We start from the raw sequence: 18505 nt of genomic DNA, 5'->3' as shown, positions 1-18505 counted from the left end.
TCGTGACGTAGCTTGTTTGCACATTGGCAAAAAAATCGCCAAACTTTTTTCCTTTTGTGAAAGACGGGGACTTTGCGGGAACATCTCGACCTGACCGATCGGCGGCTGGTCAAACAGCTGTCGCAGGACGCCCAGCCGGGCATCAACCGGATCGCCGAGATATTGGCGATTTCGGTGCCGACGGTGCGCTCGCGGCTGCGCAACCTGCTCGACCGCAACCTGCTCAAGATCGTCGGGCTGCTGAACCTGACCGAGCGCCCCGAGCTGATCTCCGCCATTGTCGGCATCAATGCCCAAGGGCGCGGCCGGGCCCGCGAACTGGCGCAGCGCATTTCGGAACTGCCTTTCGTCAATTCGGCCTCGGTGGTCACCGGACGCTTCGACATCATCGTCGACGTGACGGTGGCCGGTGACGTCGCCGATCTCTACCGCGTCACCAGCGAGCTGATCCCCGGCGCCGGCGAGCCGGGCGAAGTCGTGCGCAGCGAGACATTCGTCGTCATGGCGTCCTGCAACAAATGGGTCAGCCTGCCGGAAGGCTGCTGGTCGGACGATCGTAAGGAGCCGGCATGAAGATCGCGGTACTCGGCGGCCTTGGCCTGCAAGGCCGGGCGGCAATCGCCGACCTCGTCGCCAGCGACGGCGTCGAGGAAATTGTCTGCGTCGACACCGCGCCGGACGGCCCGGCCCGGCTTGCCGGCCTGACCGATCTTGCCCGCGTGCGCTTCGTGGTGCCTGAGGGCGCGATCGGCCAGGCCCTGGCCACTGTGCTTGATGATGTCGACGCCGTCATCGACCTGTTGCCGCAGCCGCTGATGCGCGAGGCGGTAACGGCCGCGATTACCACGCGCACGCCGCTGGTCACCACCAACTACGCCAAGTCGATCGCCGACCTGGCGCCGGCCGCCGAACAGGCCGGTGTCTCGATCATGACCGAATGCGGGCTCGACCCCGGCATCGACCTCGTGCTCTACGCGCGCGCCGCCAGGCAGTTCGACTCGATTTCTTCGATCGATTCCTATTGCGGCGGCATCCCCGAGCCGAAGGCGATGGCCAAGCCGCTGTGCTACAAGGTGAGCTGGAATTTCGACATGGTCCTGGTCAGCCAGAACCGCGACAGCGTGATGATCGAGGACGGGAACCGTGTCGCAGTGCCTGCCGGCCAGCAGCACGACAATCCGTTCATCCATGAAATCGAGGTTGCCGGCCTCGGCAGGCTCGAAGCCTTCCCCAATGGCGACGCGCTGCACTATGTCGAGATGCTGGACGCCGCAAAAGGGCTGCGCCGCTCCGGCCGCTACACACTGCGCTGGCCGGGATGGTCGGCCTTCTGGGCGCCGTTGAAGGAACTCGGTTTCCTCTCTGAGGACAAGGTGCCCGGCACCTCCAACAGCCCGCGCGAATTCCTTGGCCGGCTGCTCGGCCCGCAATTGCAATACGGCCCCGGCGAAAAGGATCTTTGCGTGATGCGCAATGTCTTTTCCGGCCTCGAAGGCGGCCGCGCCAAGACGGTGACGTCGGACCTGATCATCGAACGCGATCTCGTTTCCGGCCTGTTCGGCATGAGCCTCGGCGTCGGCTATCCCGCCAGCATCGTGGCGCAGATGCTGGCGAGGGGCGAGATCACCAGACCCGGCTTTTTGAACCCGCTGCTGGATGTGCCCGACATCAGGTTCTTCGATGAATTGGCCAGGCGTGGCATCACGGTTTCCGAGACGGTGGCACGGGACTGAGGCGAAAGATTTTCGAACGGTGGCTGCCGCCGGCAACGGCGCTGCCGCTCAAAAAGGAGCCCAAGGAGAACCGCGGGCACACATTAACGACAACAGGGAGGAATACCGAAATGAAGATTGCCAGACTTTTCATCGCCGGAAGACTTTTCATCGCCGGGCTTGCGCTCGCCGGGCTCACCGCTGCGGCCAGTGCGGGTACGCTCGACGACATCACCAAGCGCGGCGAATTGCGCGTCGCCGTGCAGACCCAGGGACCGCCCTTCTCGCTGGTCGGCGCCAATGGCGAACGCACCGGCAGTTCGGTCGAACTGGCCGAACTGATGGCCAAGGAAATGGGTGTGAAAATCACCTTCCTCGACTTCGACTGGGATGGTTTGATCCCGGCGCTGTTGTCGGGCAAGGCCGACCTGCTGGTCGCCGACATGACACCGACGCTGGCGCGCGGCATGAAGGTCGCGTTCACCACGCCTTACATGTACACGGGCAGCACCGTCTTCACCAAGGCCGACAGCAAGTTCAAGACCACCGAGGACTGCAAGGCCAAGGGCACCAAGATCGCCGTGCTGCTCGGCGCCACCGGCGAGAAGGAAGCCAAGAACGCCTTCCCCGATGCCGACATCAAGAGCTACAAGGGCGGCGGTCCGCTGCTGCTCGATGCCGTCAACAACGGCCAGGCCGACTGCGGCGTCAACGACGTCTCGGCGGTCAAGGGCCAGTCGACCGCCTATCCGGCCGGCACCTTCACCATCATGCCGGACCTTCTGTCGAAGGAGCCGCTTGCCTTCGCCACCCGCTATGATGAGCCGGACCTGTTGATCTGGATGAACCTGTTCCTCAACCAGGTCACTATCGACGGCCGACTGCAGAAGAACCTCGACTACTGGGTCAATTCCGACGCCTGGAAGAAGGATCACTAAGCAGCGATAAATCCAGGCGGTTTCGCGCGCATCTTAAACGCCGCGAAGCCGCCCGGAATTTCGTTTCATCTGTCGTTGCCTGCGCTCTGGGGATTTCACCCAACGATGCTCGAAAATTTCAGTTTCCGCACCATCGTCGAATACCTGCCGTTGTTCGGACAGGGCCTGGTCACGACCGTTTGGCTGTCGGCGCTGTCCTTTGTCGGCGCGCTCATCGTCGGCATCGTGCTGTGCGCCATGAATCTGCAGCGCGGCTGGCTGTTTCGCGCCCCAGCCAAGGCCTATATCGATGCGGTGCGTGCCACGCCCTTGCTGGCGCAGCTCTATTTTCTTTATTTCGGCCTGCCCCGGCTCGGCTTCGTTCTGCCGGAACTCGTCGTCGGCATCCTCGCGTTGTCGCTGAACAGCGGCGCCTATATCGCTGAAATCATTCGCGCCGGCATCCTGTCGATCCCGCGCGGCCAGGTCGAGGCCAGCGTCGCTTCGGGCATGACCTATGTCCAGCGCATGCGCCTTGTCGTCCTGCCGCAAGCCTTCAAGGTGACGATCCCGCCGCTGCTCGGCCAGGCGATCGTGCTGGTCAAGGATTCCGCCCTTTTGTCGCTGATCTCGGTTTCGGAACTGACGCGCGCCGGTCAATTGCTCGCCTCCGACCGCTTCATGCCGGCGGAAGGTTTCCTCACCATCGCCGCCTTCTATCTGCTGCTCTATTACGGCCTGAAAGGACTGGCTGGGCTCTCCAGCCGCTGGCTCGGCACAGCGGGGGCGCGGACATGATCTGGCAACAACTGCAAAGCCTCGCCGGCTCCTATCCACTGGCCCTGCGCGGCCTCGGCATGACCGTGTTGCTGTCGCTGATCAGCCTGGTGCTCGGCACGCTGCTCGGCTTCGGCCTCGGCATCCTGCGCACCGGCGGCAACCGGCTGATCTCGGGCTTGATCGGCGCCTGGGTCGACCTGATCCGCGGCACGCCGTTCCTGGTGCAGATCTTCCTGATCTTCTTCATCCTGCCGGAGTTCGGCATCGAGCTCGACGCCTTCACCGCCGGCATCATCGCGCTGACCAATCTGGCTGCCTGCTTCATCTGCGAGATCGTCGTCGCCGGCATCCGCTCGGTACCGACCGGCCAGGTCGAGGCGGCACTGGCGTCCGGCCTGTCGCGCTGGCAGCGCATGCGCCAGGTGGTGCTGCCGCAGGCCATGCGCATCGTGCTGCCGCCGCTGGTCGGGCAATATGTGCTGCTGATCAAGGATTCTTCCGTCGTCTCGGCCATCGGCCTCACCGACCTCACCCGCGTCGGCTGGCTGGTGGTGCAGCGTGTGCCCAACGGCCTGCTGGTCTTCTTCCTTGTCGGCGCCGGCTATTTCATCGTCTGCTATCCGCTGATCATGCTGGCCCGCCGGCTGGAGCAGCGCATGGGCGCGGCGCATGGCGAGGTGCAGTTGTGACTTCCAACCTCAAAGGTCCAGAAAACATGACCAAAACGGGCCTTGCCAAAACCGGCATGATCGACTTTCGCGGCGTCAACAAATGGTTCGGCTCGCTCAACGTGCTCAAGGACATCACGCTCAGCGTCGAACCGCGCGAAGTGGTCGTCGTCTGCGGCCCGAGCGGCTCGGGCAAAAGCACTCTGATCCGCTGCGTCAACGGCCTGGAGGCGATCAAGAACGGCGACCTCGTCGTCGACGGCCAGCGCCTGGGCGACCCCGCCACCAACATGACCCAGCTGCGCACCGAGATCGGCTTCGTCTTCCAGTCGTTCAACCTCTACCCGCATAAGACGGCACTCGAAAACGTCACGCTCGCCCCCATCCATGTCCGCAAGATCCCGCGTGCCGAAGCCGAAAAGGCCGGCCGCGAATTGCTGGCCAAGGTAGGCCTCGCCGACAAGGTCAATGCCTATCCAGCACAGCTCTCCGGCGGCCAGCAGCAGCGCGTGGCGATCGCGCGTTGCCTCGGCATGCGGCCCAAAATCATGCTGTTCGACGAGCCGACCTCGGCGCTCGATCCCGAGATGATTTCCGAAGTGCTCGACGTCATGGTCGCGGTCGCCGAGGAAGGCATGACCATGATGGTGGTGACGCACGAGATGGGCTTTGCCCGCAAGGTCGCCCAGCGCGTGGTGTTCATGGACGCCGGCGCCATCGTCGAAAGCGGCACGCCCGACGAGTTCTTCTCACACCCCAAGACCGACCGCAGCCGCGCTTTCCTGAGCAAGATTCTCAGGCACTGACGGCGGGCGGTCAGGTCGCCTCTTCCGCGCTGCCGCCAATCGCAAACGCTGCCGGGCCGCCGCGCCGCCTGAGCAGCGCGATGGCGAGGAAGGCGATGACCCCGCTCGCGGCGACGACCACCAGCACCCACAAGGAATTGGCGACAGATGTCCGCGCCATCATGAAGGCGAGCGCGAACGGCGCGAAGGCCGAAGTGAACTGGCGGGCAGCGCTCGCCCATCCCAGCCGCGCGCCATAGCCTTCGCGGCCGAAGAGTTCGAGCGGCAAGGTGCCGCCGACGATGCTGGTGAGGCCGGAGCCGAGGCCGAACAGGAACACGAACACGAAGGCGCCGGGCAGCCATGGCGTGATCAGCAACAGCGCACACAGCCCGGCCGTGAGCAGTGACGCGGCAATGACGGCAAGGTGCGTCTGCTGCAGCCGCCCGCCAAACAGCATGTTGATCAACCGGCTGGCGACCTGCGCCGGCCCGAACAGGGTCGAGACGAAGAGGCCTGCGGTGCCGAGCCCAAGGGCCGCCGTCAGCGGCACCATGTGGATGAGGATCGCCGACAGCACGAAGCCCTCGGTGGCGAACCCCGCCAGCATCAGCAGGAATGCGGCCCGGCCGCGCCGCGCATCGAGCGGCATTCCCGCTTCATCGGGGGCGGAACCGCGCTCATGCGGCGTGACCGTTGCGTGGCGACGCGACAGGCGCATCAGCCAGGCGTGGATCGGCAGGCATAGGCCGAGATTGAGAGCGGCGAACAAAAGGTAGACCTCGCGCCATGTGAGGTGCGCATGCAGCGCCGAGGTCAGCGGCCAGAACAGGGTAGAGGCAAACCCGGCGATCAGCGTCAGATGGGTGATGCTGCGTTGCGGCCGGGGAACCCCGACCTGCACGATCGCCACGAAGGCGGCGCTGTAGAGGACGAAGCTGGAGGCCAGTTCCATCGCCAGCAATCCCAGAACGAAGCTCACGCGGCCGGGTGCAACGGCGCACAGCGCCAGCGCCACAGCCGCCGCGACCGAGCCGACGGTCATGATGCGGCCGGCGCCGAAGCGGTCGGCCCACCGCCCGGCAGTCGGCGCGAACAGGCTGCCGGCAAACAGCGAGGCCGACAGGGCTGCGAATACCCAGCCTTCCGTGAGCCCGAACTCGCGTGCCATTGCCGGCGCCAGGATCGAGAAGCTGTAATAGAGCGTGCCGTAGCCGATGATCTGGGTCAGCCCAAGCGCCCAGATCGCCTTGCGCAGGACGGATCGTTCAGGCATCGACGCCGGCCGCCATATTCTCTCGCGTCTCGGTGGCCGGCGCGGTTGCGCAGCCGCAACCCGATGCGCCGGTTGCCTTGGCGTCCGCATCCCTGACGCAGCAGGCATCGACAGCGGCGGGAGCAGGCCCGCCACAGCAGCCGGCGCTTTCCGATACCGTCGCGACACCGACGGCACTGCACACGCCGGTCTCCGGCAGCACCAGCCGCACCTCGCGGGCCGCGGCATGGTCTCCGGCAATATCGGCCACCACCGAGCGGACCTGCTCGTAGCCGGTCGCCATCAGGAAGGTCGGGGCACGGCCGTAGGATTTCGAGCCGACGATGGTGAAACCGGGTTCGGGCTGCGCGAGTTCCGCAATGCCATGCGCGGGAACCGTGCCGCATGAGTGGAAGTTCGGATCGATCAGCGGCGCCAGTGCCGGCGGCGCTTCGACGACGGGATCAAGCGCGATGCGGATTTCGCCGAGGAACGACAGGTCTGGCCTGAAGCCGGTGGTGACGACGATGCGGTCCACGGCCATGCTGAACGGCTTTCCGGCGAGGTGGGCGTCGACGGCAAGCTTCTCGCCTTGCGTCTCGATGCGGTCGACGGCGAAGCCCGTCAGCATGTTCAGCCTGCCGTCCGCCATCGCCTGCCTGGCGGCCAGCCCAAGCGCACCACGTTCCGGCAATTGGTCGTTCAGCCCGCCGCCGAGCAATCTCTCGATGCTGGCGTGCCGCAGCGCCCAGAAGATCTCGGTGCCAGGCGCGCCATCCTGCAACTCCATCAGCGCCAGCGCGACGTTGATGGCCGAGTGCCCGCCGCCGATGACCAGGATGCGCTTGCCCGCATAGTCTTCTCTCGCCTTGCCGACCACGTCGGGAATGCCATAGGCGATGCGTGCCGACGCCTTGCCTTCGCCGGCAACCGGCAGCCCGTCGATGCCGATCGGGTTTGGCCGCCACCATGTTCCGGATGCGTCGATGACGGCGCGTGCGAGAAAGCGGTGCTCACCGCCGCCATCGCGGTAGCGGATGACGAAGGGCGCGTCCTTGCGGCCCTCATTGGCGACCTTGTCGTGCCCCTGACGGGTGATCGCGGTGACCTCGGCGCCGAGCTTCAGATTGGCGGCGATCGCCGGAAGCCGGCCAAGCGGCGCCAGATAGTCGCGCACGATCTCGCCGCCGGTCGGCAGGCCCTGGCTGTCCGGCGCCGTCCAGCCGGAGCGGTCGAGCAGCGCCCGCGCCGCCGCGTCGATGTTGTATTCCCAAGGCGAGAACACCCGCACATGGCCCCATTCGAGCAGTGCGGCCCCAACACTTTCGCCGCGCTCCAGGATGAGTGGACGGATGCCGCGCTCGACCAGATGCGCCGCGGCGGCAAGGCCGACCGGGCCGGCGCCAATTACCGCGACGGGAAGATCTGCCATCATGTCCATAGATTCGATCCTTCCGGTATGTTCGAATTATAAGCGCAAAAAAATCAGGCCAGTGCTTTGCCGACGGCGGGCGCGCAGACAGCATCCGCGCAGCACTCGTCGGCGAGATAGCCGATCAGCGCATTCATGCCGGGATAGTTGGCGCGGCAGATCAGCGTCGTCGCTTGCCGTTCCTGCGTGACAAGCCCGGTATCGACCAGCCGTTTGAGGTGATGCGACAGCGTGGAGGACGGAATGTCGAGCCTGCCCTGGACGCTGCCGACGGCAAGCCCGTCATCACCGGCCCGCACCAGGATGCGATAGAGCTGAAGCCGCGTCGGATTGCCGAGCGCTTCGAGTTGGGCTGCTGCTTTTTCGAGTCTCATGGAAATAAGCTACGCAGCACTTTTCGCGCCGTCAACCCAATTTCGAAAATTATGGAAATAGCGTCAGCCGGCGCGCTTGCCCGAGGCGTAAATGACCACCTCGCCATCCTCCTTGGTGAACGTGCCGATGTCCGGATTGGGCAGAATGTCCAGCACCTTTTCCGACGGCCGCGCCAGCACAACGCCGAGCGGACTGACCACGATCGGCCGGTTGATCAGGATCGGATGTGCCAGCATGAAATCGAGGATCTGCTGGTCGGACCATTTCGGGTCGGCAAGGCCGAGTTCGGCATAGGGTGTGCCCTTCTCGCGCAGCAGGGCGCGCGGTGTAATGCCCATCGCCGCGATCAGGTCGACCAACCTTTCGCGCGATGGCGGCGTCTTCAGATATTCGATCACCTCCGGCTCCTCGCCCGACTGGCGGATCATGGCCAACGTGTTGCGCGACGTGCCGCAATCGGGATTGTGGTAGATGGTGATGGTCATTTCGAGGTCCTCTCAGCCGACATGGTATTCCGGACGGCGCCGCTCATCTCGTACCAGCCCTTGCTGCGGTTCACGATCCACACCACCGACAGCATGACCGGAACCTCGATGAGCACCCCGACCACAGTGGCAAGGGCCGCGCCAGAATTCAGCCCGAACAGCGCGATCGCGGCGGCCACCGCCAGCTCGAAGAAGTTCGACGCGCCGATCAGCGCCGATGGTCCAGCCACGCAGTGCCGTTCGCCGCTGAGGCGGTTGAGCAGATAGGCAAGACCGGAGTTGAAGTAGACCTGGATCAGGATCGGCACTGCCAGCAGCACGATCACCAACGGCTGCGCAATGATCTGCTCGCCCTGGAAGCCGAACAGCAGCACCAGCGTCGCCAGCAAGGCAACCAGCGACAGAGGCTGCAGCGTGGCAAGCAGGGCCTCAAGCCCGGCCTGTCCCCTCGCTGCCAGCAGCCGGCCACGAACCAACTGCGCGACGATCACCGGCGCGACGATGTAGAGTGCGACCGACAGCATCAGCGTGCCCCATGGCACGGTGATCGCCGACAGGCCGAGCAGCAGGCCGACGATTGGCGCGAAAGCAACGATCATGATCGCGTCGTTGAGCGCCACCTGCGACAGCGTGAAATTCGGCTCGCCGCGCGTCAGGTTCGACCAGACGAACACCATCGCCGTGCAGGGCGCCGCGGCAAGGATGATCAGCCCGGCAATGTAGGAATCGATCTGCACGGCGGGCAGCCACGGCCGGAACAACCAGCCGATGAACAGCCAGCCCAGCAGCGCCATCGAGAACGGCTTCACCGCCCAGTTGATGAACAGCGTCACGCCGATGCCGCGCCAATAGGTGCCGACCTTGGCCAGCGAGGCGAAATCGACGCGCAAGAGCATCGGCACGATCATCAGCCAGATCAGTACGGCGACAGGAATGTTGACCCTGGCGATCTCGGCCGACGCGATGGCGCCGAACACGCCCGGCAGCAGATGGCCAAGCGCGATGCCCGCGACGATGCACAGTGCCACCCACACCGTCAGATATTTCTCGACGAAGCCGATGCCGGGCCGCACCGCCTCAGCTGCGTTCAGAGCATGATCGGTCATGATGGCTTCCTTGTTCGAACGGCGCGCGGCGGACAGTCACAAGCCCCTCAGCAGTCACAGGTCACGGCATTGATGACCGGGCGGCAGAGCTCCGGCGCGCCATTGCAGCAATCTTCCATCAGATAGGCCAGCAGGTCGCGCAAGCCGGTCATGTCGGCGACATAGCGCACGGTCCTTCCGTCGCGTTCGGGACGGATCAGCCCGGCATGGGCGAGCACCTTCAGATGCGCCGACATGGTGTTCTGGATCGTGTCCAGCCTCGTTGCGATCTCGCCGGCTGGAATGCCTTCCGGGCCGGCACGCACGAGCAGCCGGAAGACATCCAGCCGCGTCTCCTGGCCAAGTGCGGCCAGCGCGTTCAAAGTGCCCTTCATATATCCGAATCCTTGGATTTATGGATTCGTGAATATCGACTCCCCCACGATCTGTAAAGGATGTCCGCCGCTATGATGTGACGGCAAGCACCTTTCCCGTATCGTGCTGGCGCACGAAGTCCACCCGGGCACCGTCCCAGTGGTAGCTGTAGTGGCGGCCCTGCACTGGAACGGCAATGACGTCGGGCCAGAAGATGCCGATGCAGCCGCCGCCCGGCATGCGCACGCTGTTCCACACCAGCCCGTCGCTGCCTGCTGCCCGCAGCGCCCGCCCTTCCGCCTGCGAGGCGGAATAGTCGTCCGGGTCGAGCACGCCGGGCACGGCGTTGACGTCATCGAGATCGCGGTCGACGTTGCCGATCAGCACGCGGAAATCCGCCGTCCAGCCCGGCCCTTCGTTTGTGGCGCGCATGAATTTCTGATGGTGGTGGATGGTCTCGGCAAGCGCGACGTCCTCGCTGTCGCCGGCATAGTAGATGCCGTAGCTGCCATCCGAGAAGCGTCCCGGCCGCAGCGTCGAACAGTGCACGAAAGGCGCCATCACGAAGCTGGCGCCGGGGCCGGAAACCCGCCTTGCGGCCGAAACCTTGCCGAGATCGCCAATCTCGAACCTTATGCGTGGGTTTGTCTTCGCCTCGACGGCGGCAAGCGCCTCCCAGTCGCGCGGGTCGGCAATGTCTTCGAACAGGTCGATCGGTGGGTGGATGGAACGGATGATGCGGAAGGTCTGGTGCCAGTCGACGCGGCGACGGACCGCAAGCCCACTCACCATGCACCACGCTCCGCATCGAGCCATTCGCGCATCGCCGAGAGATCGGAGATTTCGCCGCGCAGCATCAGGTCGAGCGCCGACTGGCCGCCAAAGGTGGCATTGGGCTTGCGGATCCAGGCATAGCCGCGCGCCGGCTCCGTGAAGAGGTAGCGCAGGCCCTTGTGGATGCCCATCAGATGCGCCATGCGGGTGCGCAGGTCGCGGTCGATCCTGCCGATGCCACCTTCCTTCGCCCCAGTCTTCCAGCGTGCCCAGGTGCGCGCCGACATACCGCCAAGCAGGATGCAGGCCTCCAGGTCGGTGAGGTTCCAGGCCTTGAACAGATTGACCGTGGTGCGCGCCAGCGCGCCCGCTTCTTCATCCGAGATAGCGGCTCCGAACGTGGCCGGCGTGGTGACGATGGACTGAAGCTGCATTGCGTTCACCTTGCTGATTGGCAGATATATAGCATGTATTTGCCAATTGGCAAGAATGCGGAGATGGCAAGGCTTGGCTGCAAAATGAAAGGGCGCGGCCCACACCGCAGGCCGCGCCCTTTATTGCATCACACTGTACGGTGCCTACTCCGCCGCCTCATACCCCGCGATGCCCTTGATCTCGAGGAAATCCTCAAGTCCGTATTCGGCATATTCGCGGCCATTGCCCGACTGCTTGTAGCCGCCGAACGGCAGGCCGGCGTCCCACTGGGGATAGTTGATGTAGACATTGCCGGTGCGCATGCGCGCCGCGACTTCGCGCGCCTTCTTCATATCCTTGGCCTGGATGTAGGAGGCGAGGCCATAGACGGTGTCGTTGGCGGTCTCGACCACCTCGTCGACGCTGTCATAGGGCATGATCGCCAGTACCGGCCCAAAGATCTCCTCGCGCGCGATGCGCATGTCGTGGGTAACGTCGGCGAACACTGTCGGCCTGACATAGTAGCCGCGGTTGAGTTCGGCCGGACGGCCGGGGCCGCCGGCGACCAACGTCGCACCCTCGTCGATGCCGGCCTGGATCAGGTCCTGGATCTTGTCGAACTGAACCTGGCTGACGACCGGGCCGAGCTTGGTGCCGGCAGCGTCGGCCGGACCGACGGTGAATTTTTCCGCCGCAACCTTGGCATAGCCGGCCGCCTCGTCATGGCGCTCGCGCGGCACGAACATGCGCGTTGGCGCGTTGCAGGACTGGCCGCTGTTGCTGAAGCAACCGGCCACGCCCTTGCTGACCGCGCTTGCGAGGTCGACGTCGGGGAACAGAATGTTGGCCGACTTGCCACCAAGCTCCTGATGCACGCGCTTGACCGTGTCGGCGGCGGCCTTGGCCACCAGGATGCCGGCGCGGGTCGAACCGGTGAACGACATCATGTCGATGTCAGGATGGCTGGACAACGCCTGGCCGACGCCCGGTCCGTCGCCATTGACGAGGTTGAAGACGCCCTTCGGCACGCCGGCCTCGTCGAGGATCTCGGCGAAGATGATGGCGTCGAGCGGCGCGATCTCGGATGGCTTGAGCACCATGGTGCAGCCGGCGGCGAGCGCCGGACCCACCTTGCAGGTGATCTGGTTGAGCGGCCAGTTCCACGGCGTGATCAGCCCGACGACACCGATCGGCTCCTTGACCACGAGATGATTGCCCTTCACGTGGCGGAATTCGAAAGCCTTCAGCGTCTCGGCCATTTTGGTCAGATGCGCCAGCCCAATGCCGACCTGGCTGTCCAACGCCATCTGGCGCGGCGCGCCCATCTCGCGCGACACGGCAACCGCAAGATCGCCACTGCGCTTCTTGTAGACCGCGATGATGCGATTCAACAGGTCGAGCCGCTCGCTAACTTCGGTGAAACCAAAGCTGTTGAAGGCGCGCTTGGCGGCAGCCACCGCCTTGTCGACATCGGCCTTTGAGCCGAGCGAAATCTGCGCAAAAGCGTCCTCATTCGAGGGATCGATGACGTCCAATGTGTTGGGCACAACAGGATCGACCCACGCGCCATCGATGTAGAACTGCAGATTGTGTGACATGGTTTTCTCCTTGGCCGCATGGTCGCGCCGGGCCGTCATATCTGGCTGGAGATAACGATGCACAAACGCCGCTGTCAAACACAACCCCCGAAGTGGTTGAGCCAGTGCGGCAGTGATTGAGCCAGAGCGGTTGGGCAGCAACCGGCTTGGTGAGGATGGACTACAGCAAGGTATGCCCGGCCTCGACCAGAAACCGCCTCGCCGCGGCCTGATCCGTGGCTTTCACCAGGAGATGGTCGCCATCGAAACTGGACACCACGAAGATGCCCAACCCGTTTTCCGACAACGGCCTGATGACCGACAGCACGATACCGGTTTCGTCGAAGGCGAACGGGCCCAGGAGCTTGAAGGCCACCCAGTCGATATCCTGCTTGACGGCATGCGGCACGCGGTCCTGCAGGCAAACGATCGAAAGCTCGTCGTCGGTCCTTGTGATGCTGACGAAGCCTGGTCCGTCCGCCCAACCGGGAATGGTCTCGCCCGCCGCCAGCCGGGAAACCGCGTAAGACCCCGGGAGTTGCTTAAGCCTGACCTTGGCAGCCATTATCGAAATCCTTCCTCAGATCGCCGGTGATCCCGCTAGCCTCTTGCTCATATAGACCGTCATGCCGCCCATGAACGGCTCGTCCCGATCCACGATATAGCCCTGCCTCTTGTAGAGCGATACGTTCGCCTCGAACGCGCCATTGGTCAGCAGGCGAAGCTCGTCGCGGCCCGACTCGATCGCCTTGCGCTCGGCCCACTCCAGCAACAGCCGGCCAATCCCCCTGCCCTGCGCATCCGGTGCGACACAGACATTCTCGATCCACAGGTGATCCTCGGCCAGCATGGTTTCAATCATTCCCACGATCCGATCATCCTCGACGGCGAGATCGAACGGATGCTCGGCAACAGCCTTCTCGTAGTCGGCGCGCATCGGCAGAGGCTCGCGGCCGATCACCGCTACCCATTTGGCATAGGCGGCGCGCACGATATCCCGGATCGCGGCGGCGTCAGCGGGCGCGGCCGGCCGAAGCCGGATGGAAGAATTGTTGGTCATCAAACTGCTCCAGACATGAAAAATCCCGCCGGCGGTTTCGCGGGCGGGGCTGGAAACGAAAGAACCGGGTCTATCCTGCCGGTCTTTGTCGTCGCGCAATCAGCTTGCCGCTCCGCACTGTGCAGGGGCGACGTCGCTTGGTGTTGGCAGGCGCGAAAACGAACATGGCGCCAAGTTGGAACAGGAAGCGCGGCGATGTCAAGGCGACCGCTCGATCGACAGTGTCTCGCATGGCGACAAGGTTCTGGTCCTCGCGCCCGCAGGGCATAGAATCGCTATATGCTTTGTGCCAACGGCAGCTGATCGATGGGCGAACTATGACCGGGACGCTGAACAAAGCGGTGCGGATGGTGGCCATCCTGAACCTGGCCTATTTCGGGATCGAATTTGCCGTAGCCGTTTGGATCGGATCGGTATCGCTGTTCGCGGACAGCATCGATTTTCTGGAGGACGCATCCGTCAATCTCCTGATCATGGTCGCGTTGGGCTGGACCGTCCGCAATCGAGCGCGGCTCGGAATGGCGCTGGCCGGGATACTTCTGATCCCCGCTTTGGCGACCCTTTGGACAGCCTGGGAGAAATTCAACATTCCAATTCCGCCAGCTCCCGTTCCGCTAACGCTCACAGCGGCTGGCGCGATGCTCGTCAACCTGTCGTGCGCGCTCATGCTCGCTCGCTATCGCCATCACAGCGGCAGCCTCACCCGCGCCGCCTTCCTGTCGGCGCGCAACGACGTCCTGGCCAATGTGGCAATCATTGTCGCCGGCCTGGTCACGGCATTTGTGTGGAATTCGGCCTGGCCAGATATTGTCATTGGGCTGGCAATCGCCATCATGAATGCGGATGCTGCCCGCGAGGTTTTCACGGCCGCAAGACGCGAGTTCGCAGAAGGCCAAATTTCAAACTGAAACGCTGCCGCCCGATCCGCGCACGATCCCCTCAACTCCTGCGCCGTCGGCCGGAATGGCTACCCGGTCGTCGAGTGCCCTCAGCCTGCGCCTGGCTCTAGCGATCGATCCTTGCTTCCTGTTGCGGAGAATAGCGCGCTCCCTGTACGGCGATCGCCGAGACCGCGTCCTCGATGTCGGCAAGATCGTTCGCCGTCAGCGCGACAGTGACCGATCCGATGTTCTCTTCGAGGCGATTGAGCTTGGTGGTGCCGGGGATCGGAACGATCCAGGGCTGTATCTGCCAAGCGCGGGAGCGATATCGGAGAATGGGCTTTTCAGCCTTGGAACATCGGTCATGGTGGTCTCCTTCGTAGAGTTCGGGCGTTGAACTCGGCGCCACGCGCCGATACCTGGTCAAATCCCGTATTGTTCGTCGCTGACATGCTCCAACCAGTCGACGACCTTGCCGTCGAGCGCTTCGGCGATAGCGATGTGGCTCATCGCCGTGGTCGGCGCGGCGCCATGCCAATGCTTCTCTCCGGGCGCGAACCAGACGATGTCGCCGGGCTGGATCGATTCGATCGGGCCGCCCTCGCGCTGCGCCAGGCCGGCGCCCGAGAGGACGATCAGCGTCTGGCCGAGCGGATGCGTGTGCCAGGCGGTGCGCGCGCCGGGCTCGAAAGTCACGGTGGCGCCGCCGACCCGGGCGGGCTCGCTGCCCTTGAACGGCGCGTCGATGCGCACCGCACCGGTGAAATAGTCGGCCGATCCCTTGGCCGAGGCCTGAGAGCCGTTTCGCGTGATGTCCATGGTTTTGTCCCTTCCTGGCAACAGCCATGACACGACCGCCCGGCTTTAGAGACGGCCGGAGGTGCCCGGTGTGATAACGCCTATCTAGGGTCTGCGATTGGTGCCGATTAGGTGCTATATCCAGCATGATCTTATGAAGGGGGCTCATGAATGCCACGTGACAACCTGAACGAGCTAACCGCTTTCCTCGCTGTGGCGCGCGAGGAAAGCTTCACCAGGGCGGCGGCCAAGCTCGGGGTTTCCCAATCGGCGCTCAGCCACACGGTGCGGGCGCTGGAGGAGCGGCTGGGTGTACGGCTCCTGACCCGCACCACGCGCAGCGTGTCGCCCACCGAAGCCGGGGAGCGGCTGCTTCGCACCGTCGGGCCGCGGCTGGACGAGATCGAGACCGAGCTCATTGCCTTGAGCGCATTGCGGGAAAAACCCGCCGGCACCATCCGCATCAGCGCCGGTGAGCACGCCGCCGATGCGGTCCTGTGGCCGGCGATCGCCCCGCTGCTGCCCGACTATCCCGACATCAAGGTCGAGATCATCGTCGACTATGGACTGACCGACATCGTCGCCGAGCGCTTCGACGCCGGCGTGCGGCTGGGCGAACAGGTGGCGCGCGACATGATCGCGGTGCGCATCGGCCCCGACATGCGCATGGCGGTGGTCGGCTCGCCAACCTATTTCGCTACCCGACCAAAGCCGCGCACGCCGCAGGACCTGACCACCCACAATTGCATCAATCTGCGGCTGCCCACCTATGGCGGGCTCTATGCCTGGGAGTTCGAGAAGGCCGGACGCGAGCTGAAGGTTCGGGTCGAAGGCCAGCTTGTGTTCAACACGGCCGCTCTGCGCATGAACGCGGTGCTCGCCGGCCTCGGCCTTGCCTATCTGCCTGAGGAGCAGGTGACGGCCCATCTGGCCAACGGCCGGCTGGTGCGTGTGCTCGCCGACTGGTGCGGGCCCTTCCCCGGCTACCATCTCTATTACCCCAGCCGCCGGCAAGCCACGCCGGCCTTCTCGCTGCTGGTCGACGCGCTGCGCTACCGGGGCAAGGAGTAAGTCGGTGAGCAGCTTCCACCCGGCTTTGACTCGCCGCCGCCTGCGGTGACTATCCCCGGAAATGGTCGCGGAACCATTTCCGCGGCACCGCGTTCACTGCGGTTAACTGGAACTCCTATACGTGGCGCAAGTGACGAAAACCTCGAGCTCGACCTTTGATCTGCCCCACCAAATCCTCGATAATCTTCCCGTAGCAATCTACACCACCGACACCGAAGGCAAGATCACCTATTTCAATCGGGCCGCGGCAGATTTCGCTGGGCGCGAACCCGAGCTCGGAAAAGACCAATGGTGTGTGACGCACAAGCTGTTCACGACCGACGGTGAAGTGTTGCCGCATGACCAATGCCCGATGGCTGTCGCGCTAAAGGAGAACCGGCCGGTCAGAAACCAGTCGGCTATCTCCCAACGCCCGGACGGCACGCGTGTGCCGTTCCTTCCCTATCCCACACCGCTTCATGACGAGCAGGGCAGACTGGTCGGCGCCGTCAATATGCTGTTCGATCTCACTGACCGCCATCATGCCGACGAGGCCAGGCATCATCTGTCAGCCATCGTGGAGTCTTCCTTCGATGCCATCGTCAGCAAGGATTTGAACGGGGTCATCAGGAGCTGGAACTCAGCCGCCCAACGTCTGTTCGGTTACACCGCCGACGAAGCAATCGGAAGGTCGGTAACTATGCTGATACCGGACGACCATTTGGACGAAGAGCCGCGCATATTGGAGCGCATCCGCAAAGGCGAGCAGGTCGAGACCTACGAAACCATCCGCCGCCGCAAGGACGGCAGCCTTGTGCCCGTATCCCTGACAATCTCGCCGGTGCGCAACGCCGTCGGGCAGATCGTCGGCGCCTCGAAGATCGCCCGCGACATATCAGTAGCCAAGGAGAACGAATATCGCATCCGCATGCTGATGCGCGAGGTCAACCACCGGGTGAAGAACCAGTATTCCGTCATCATCTCGATGATCCGGGAGACCAGCAAGCGGTCATCGACGCCGGCCCAGTTCGAACGTCAGGTGCGCGAGCGCATCATGGCGTTGTCGCTCTCGCATGACCTTCTGGTTTCCGGCGACTGGAAGGGCGCCACGATCTTCGAACTGCTGCTTGCGCAGGCCAAACCGTTCGGCAACGAGGAGCGGATCTCAATGTCGGGCCCTTCCCTGACGCTGAGCCCCAATGCCGTCCAGTACCTCGGCATAGCGTTTCATGAACTCGCGACCAATTCCGCTAAATACGGCGTCCTTTCGGCCGCAGAGGGAACGATAACGGTGCAATGGAAGGTAACCGGACTGGTCGGCCAGAAACAGTTCCAGCTGATCTGGAAAGAGAGAGATGGTCCTGAAGTACAGACGATCGGCCATGGTGGTTTCGGCAGCGTGGTGCTGCGGCGCGTCGCTCCAGCCGCGGTGAGCGGCACCGGTGTTCTCGAGCATGATAGCCACGGTGTCACCTGGACGCTGCAAGCACCGTTGACCCAACTTGAGGCCTCGGTTGACAGCGAGCACGTTGATCAGCGTGCATTGGACCAGGTGATGAGCGGACACGAATTCGGAATTGTTCCCTGAACTTGGGCACTGGCAACAGGACTACGGCCCGCTATGTGTTGCTTTTATTGTACGTCCTGGCCTTCAGCCCTGTCGCAATATGGCGGGCATCAGCACCGGAGCCATCGCCGTGACCGTGACCGACCTCTATCGAGGCTACATCGCCTGCCTCAACAATCAGGACTGGCAGAAGCTGCATCGCTTCGTTCATGACGAGGTGCACTACAATGGCGACCGCGTCGGACTGTCGGGTTACCAGGACATGCTGGAGCGCGATTTTCGGGAAATCCCAGACCTCTATTTCGATATCCAGTTGCTGATCGCCGAACCGCCGTTCCTAGCCAGCCGGCTTCAGTTCAACTGCACGCCGAAGGGAACCTTCTTCGGGCTCCCTATAAACGGCAGGAAGGTGTCCTTCAGCGAGAACGTCTTCTATGAATTCCTCGACGACCGGATCAGGAACGTCTGGTCGGTGATCGACAAGGCCGCGATCGAGGCGCAGCTCTAATCCAGGC

The 18505-nt window shown here is 63.8% G+C and carries 23 protein-coding genes; 10 read left to right on the top strand and 13 right to left on the bottom strand.

Features of this window, described 5'->3' with window-relative positions; genetic code table 11:
* Positions 1-72 precede the first annotated feature (72 nt).
* The 6 genes from LB559_RS22475 (at position 73) to LB559_RS22450 (ending at position 4883) form a co-directional block, all read left to right on the top strand.
* Entirely contained in the window at positions 73-573 is a 501-nt protein-coding gene (locus LB559_RS22475) for an Lrp/AsnC family transcriptional regulator (protein WP_013530560.1), read from the top strand.
* Positions 570-1733 carry a saccharopine dehydrogenase family protein gene (locus tag LB559_RS22470; RefSeq protein WP_224675004.1) on the top strand — a complete coding sequence of 388 codons (1164 nt, stop codon included), beginning with the start codon at positions 570-572 and terminating at the stop codon, positions 1731-1733. The genes LB559_RS22475 and LB559_RS22470 overlap by 4 nt, the downstream gene beginning before the upstream one ends.
* Positions 1734-1843: 110 nt before the next feature.
* A complete protein-coding gene (locus LB559_RS22465) occupies positions 1844-2650 on the top strand; it encodes an ABC transporter substrate-binding protein (RefSeq protein WP_013530558.1) in 807 nt (268 codons plus the stop codon).
* Positions 2651-2755: 105 nt separating this feature from the next.
* The gene (locus tag LB559_RS22460; protein WP_013530557.1) at positions 2756-3427 is read left to right on the top strand and encodes an amino acid ABC transporter permease; all 672 of its coding nucleotides are present in this window, start codon (positions 2756-2758) and stop codon (positions 3425-3427) included.
* Entirely contained in the window at positions 3424-4098 is a 675-nt protein-coding gene (locus tag LB559_RS22455) for an amino acid ABC transporter permease (protein WP_127368920.1), read from the top strand. The genes LB559_RS22460 and LB559_RS22455 overlap by 4 nt, the downstream gene beginning before the upstream one ends.
* Positions 4099-4154: 56 nt before the next feature.
* Positions 4155-4883 carry an amino acid ABC transporter ATP-binding protein gene (locus LB559_RS22450; RefSeq protein WP_031213610.1) on the top strand — a complete coding sequence of 243 codons (729 nt, stop codon included), beginning with the start codon at positions 4155-4157 and terminating at the stop codon, positions 4881-4883.
* A gap of 10 nt (positions 4884-4893) precedes the next feature.
* Here the strand turns inward: LB559_RS22450 and arsK are convergent, their stop codons facing one another.
* From arsK to LB559_RS22395, 11 genes are all read right to left on the bottom strand, one after another.
* A complete protein-coding gene (gene arsK / locus LB559_RS22445) occupies positions 4894-6138 on the bottom strand; it encodes an arsenite efflux MFS transporter ArsK (protein ID WP_224675003.1) in 1245 nt (414 codons plus the stop codon).
* Positions 6131-7558 (bottom strand): NAD(P)-binding domain-containing protein, encoded by a 1428-nt coding sequence (locus tag LB559_RS22440; RefSeq protein WP_224675002.1) that lies wholly within the window; start codon positions 7556-7558, stop codon positions 6131-6133. Before LB559_RS22440 ends, arsK begins: the two co-directional genes overlap by 8 nt.
* Positions 7559-7602: 44 nt before the next feature.
* A complete protein-coding gene (locus LB559_RS22435) occupies positions 7603-7923 on the bottom strand; it encodes an ArsR/SmtB family transcription factor (protein WP_224675001.1) in 321 nt (106 codons plus the stop codon).
* Between the two features lie 63 nt (positions 7924-7986).
* Entirely contained in the window at positions 7987-8409 is a 423-nt protein-coding gene (gene arsC, locus LB559_RS22430; RefSeq protein ID WP_063172667.1) for an arsenate reductase (glutaredoxin), read from the bottom strand.
* The gene (gene arsB / locus LB559_RS22425) at positions 8406-9515 is read right to left on the bottom strand and encodes an ACR3 family arsenite efflux transporter (RefSeq protein ID WP_263499119.1); all 1110 of its coding nucleotides are present in this window, start codon (positions 9513-9515) and stop codon (positions 8406-8408) included. The genes arsC and arsB overlap by 4 nt, the downstream gene beginning before the upstream one ends.
* Positions 9516-9562: 47 nt before the next feature.
* Complete coding sequence (locus LB559_RS22420; protein WP_224675000.1) at positions 9563-9889, bottom strand: ArsR/SmtB family transcription factor; 327 nt, start codon at positions 9887-9889, stop codon at positions 9563-9565.
* Positions 9890-9959: 70 nt separating this feature from the next.
* The gene (locus LB559_RS22415; RefSeq protein ID WP_224674999.1) at positions 9960-10661 is read right to left on the bottom strand and encodes an RES family NAD+ phosphorylase; all 702 of its coding nucleotides are present in this window, start codon (positions 10659-10661) and stop codon (positions 9960-9962) included.
* Positions 10655-11077: an MbcA/ParS/Xre antitoxin family protein gene (locus LB559_RS22410; RefSeq protein ID WP_013530547.1), complete on the bottom strand. Its 423-nt coding sequence runs from the start codon at positions 11075-11077 to the stop codon at positions 10655-10657. The genes LB559_RS22415 and LB559_RS22410 overlap by 7 nt, the downstream gene beginning before the upstream one ends.
* Positions 11078-11221: 144 nt before the next feature.
* Positions 11222-12655: an aldehyde dehydrogenase family protein gene (locus tag LB559_RS22405; protein WP_063173750.1), complete on the bottom strand. Its 1434-nt coding sequence runs from the start codon at positions 12653-12655 to the stop codon at positions 11222-11224.
* Between the two features lie 160 nt (positions 12656-12815).
* Positions 12816-13199 (bottom strand): ACT domain-containing protein, encoded by a 384-nt coding sequence (locus LB559_RS22400; RefSeq protein WP_224674998.1) that lies wholly within the window; start codon positions 13197-13199, stop codon positions 12816-12818.
* 15 nt (positions 13200-13214) lie between these two features.
* Entirely contained in the window at positions 13215-13694 is a 480-nt protein-coding gene (locus LB559_RS22395; protein ID WP_024501788.1) for a GNAT family N-acetyltransferase, read from the bottom strand.
* Positions 13695-14011: 317 nt separating this feature from the next.
* On the opposite strand from LB559_RS22395, the gene LB559_RS22390 reads away from it, so the two are divergent.
* Positions 14012-14602 carry a cation transporter gene (locus LB559_RS22390; protein ID WP_063172671.1) on the top strand — a complete coding sequence of 197 codons (591 nt, stop codon included), beginning with the start codon at positions 14012-14014 and terminating at the stop codon, positions 14600-14602.
* 97 nt (positions 14603-14699) lie between these two features.
* On the opposite strand, the gene LB559_RS22385 is transcribed toward LB559_RS22390, so the two are convergent.
* A complete protein-coding gene (locus tag LB559_RS22385; protein ID WP_063172672.1) occupies positions 14700-14984 on the bottom strand; it encodes a hypothetical protein in 285 nt (94 codons plus the stop codon).
* Positions 14985-14998: 14 nt separating this feature from the next.
* On the bottom strand, positions 14999-15394 hold the full coding sequence (locus LB559_RS22380; RefSeq protein WP_027160872.1) for a cupin domain-containing protein: 396 nt from the start codon (positions 15392-15394) through the stop codon (positions 14999-15001).
* Positions 15395-15544: 150 nt separating this feature from the next.
* Here LB559_RS22380 and LB559_RS22375 point away from each other — a divergent pair, with 150 nt between their 5' ends.
* The 3 genes from LB559_RS22375 (at position 15545) to LB559_RS22365 (ending at position 18498) form a co-directional block, all read left to right on the top strand.
* Complete coding sequence (locus LB559_RS22375; protein ID WP_224674997.1) at positions 15545-16444, top strand: LysR family transcriptional regulator; 900 nt, start codon at positions 15545-15547, stop codon at positions 16442-16444.
* A gap of 121 nt (positions 16445-16565) precedes the next feature.
* Complete coding sequence (locus LB559_RS22370) at positions 16566-18011, top strand: sensor histidine kinase (protein WP_013530540.1); 1446 nt, start codon at positions 16566-16568, stop codon at positions 18009-18011.
* 109 nt (positions 18012-18120) lie between these two features.
* Complete coding sequence (locus LB559_RS22365) at positions 18121-18498, top strand: ester cyclase (protein ID WP_024501791.1); 378 nt, start codon at positions 18121-18123, stop codon at positions 18496-18498.
* Positions 18499-18505: the final 7 nt, after the last annotated feature.

The sequence above is a fragment of the Mesorhizobium sp. BR1-1-3 genome, assembly GCF_020165455.1.
Taxonomy (GTDB): domain Bacteria; phylum Pseudomonadota; class Alphaproteobacteria; order Rhizobiales; family Rhizobiaceae; genus Mesorhizobium; species Mesorhizobium ciceri.
This window is presented reverse-complemented; position numbering and strand designations above follow the sequence as displayed.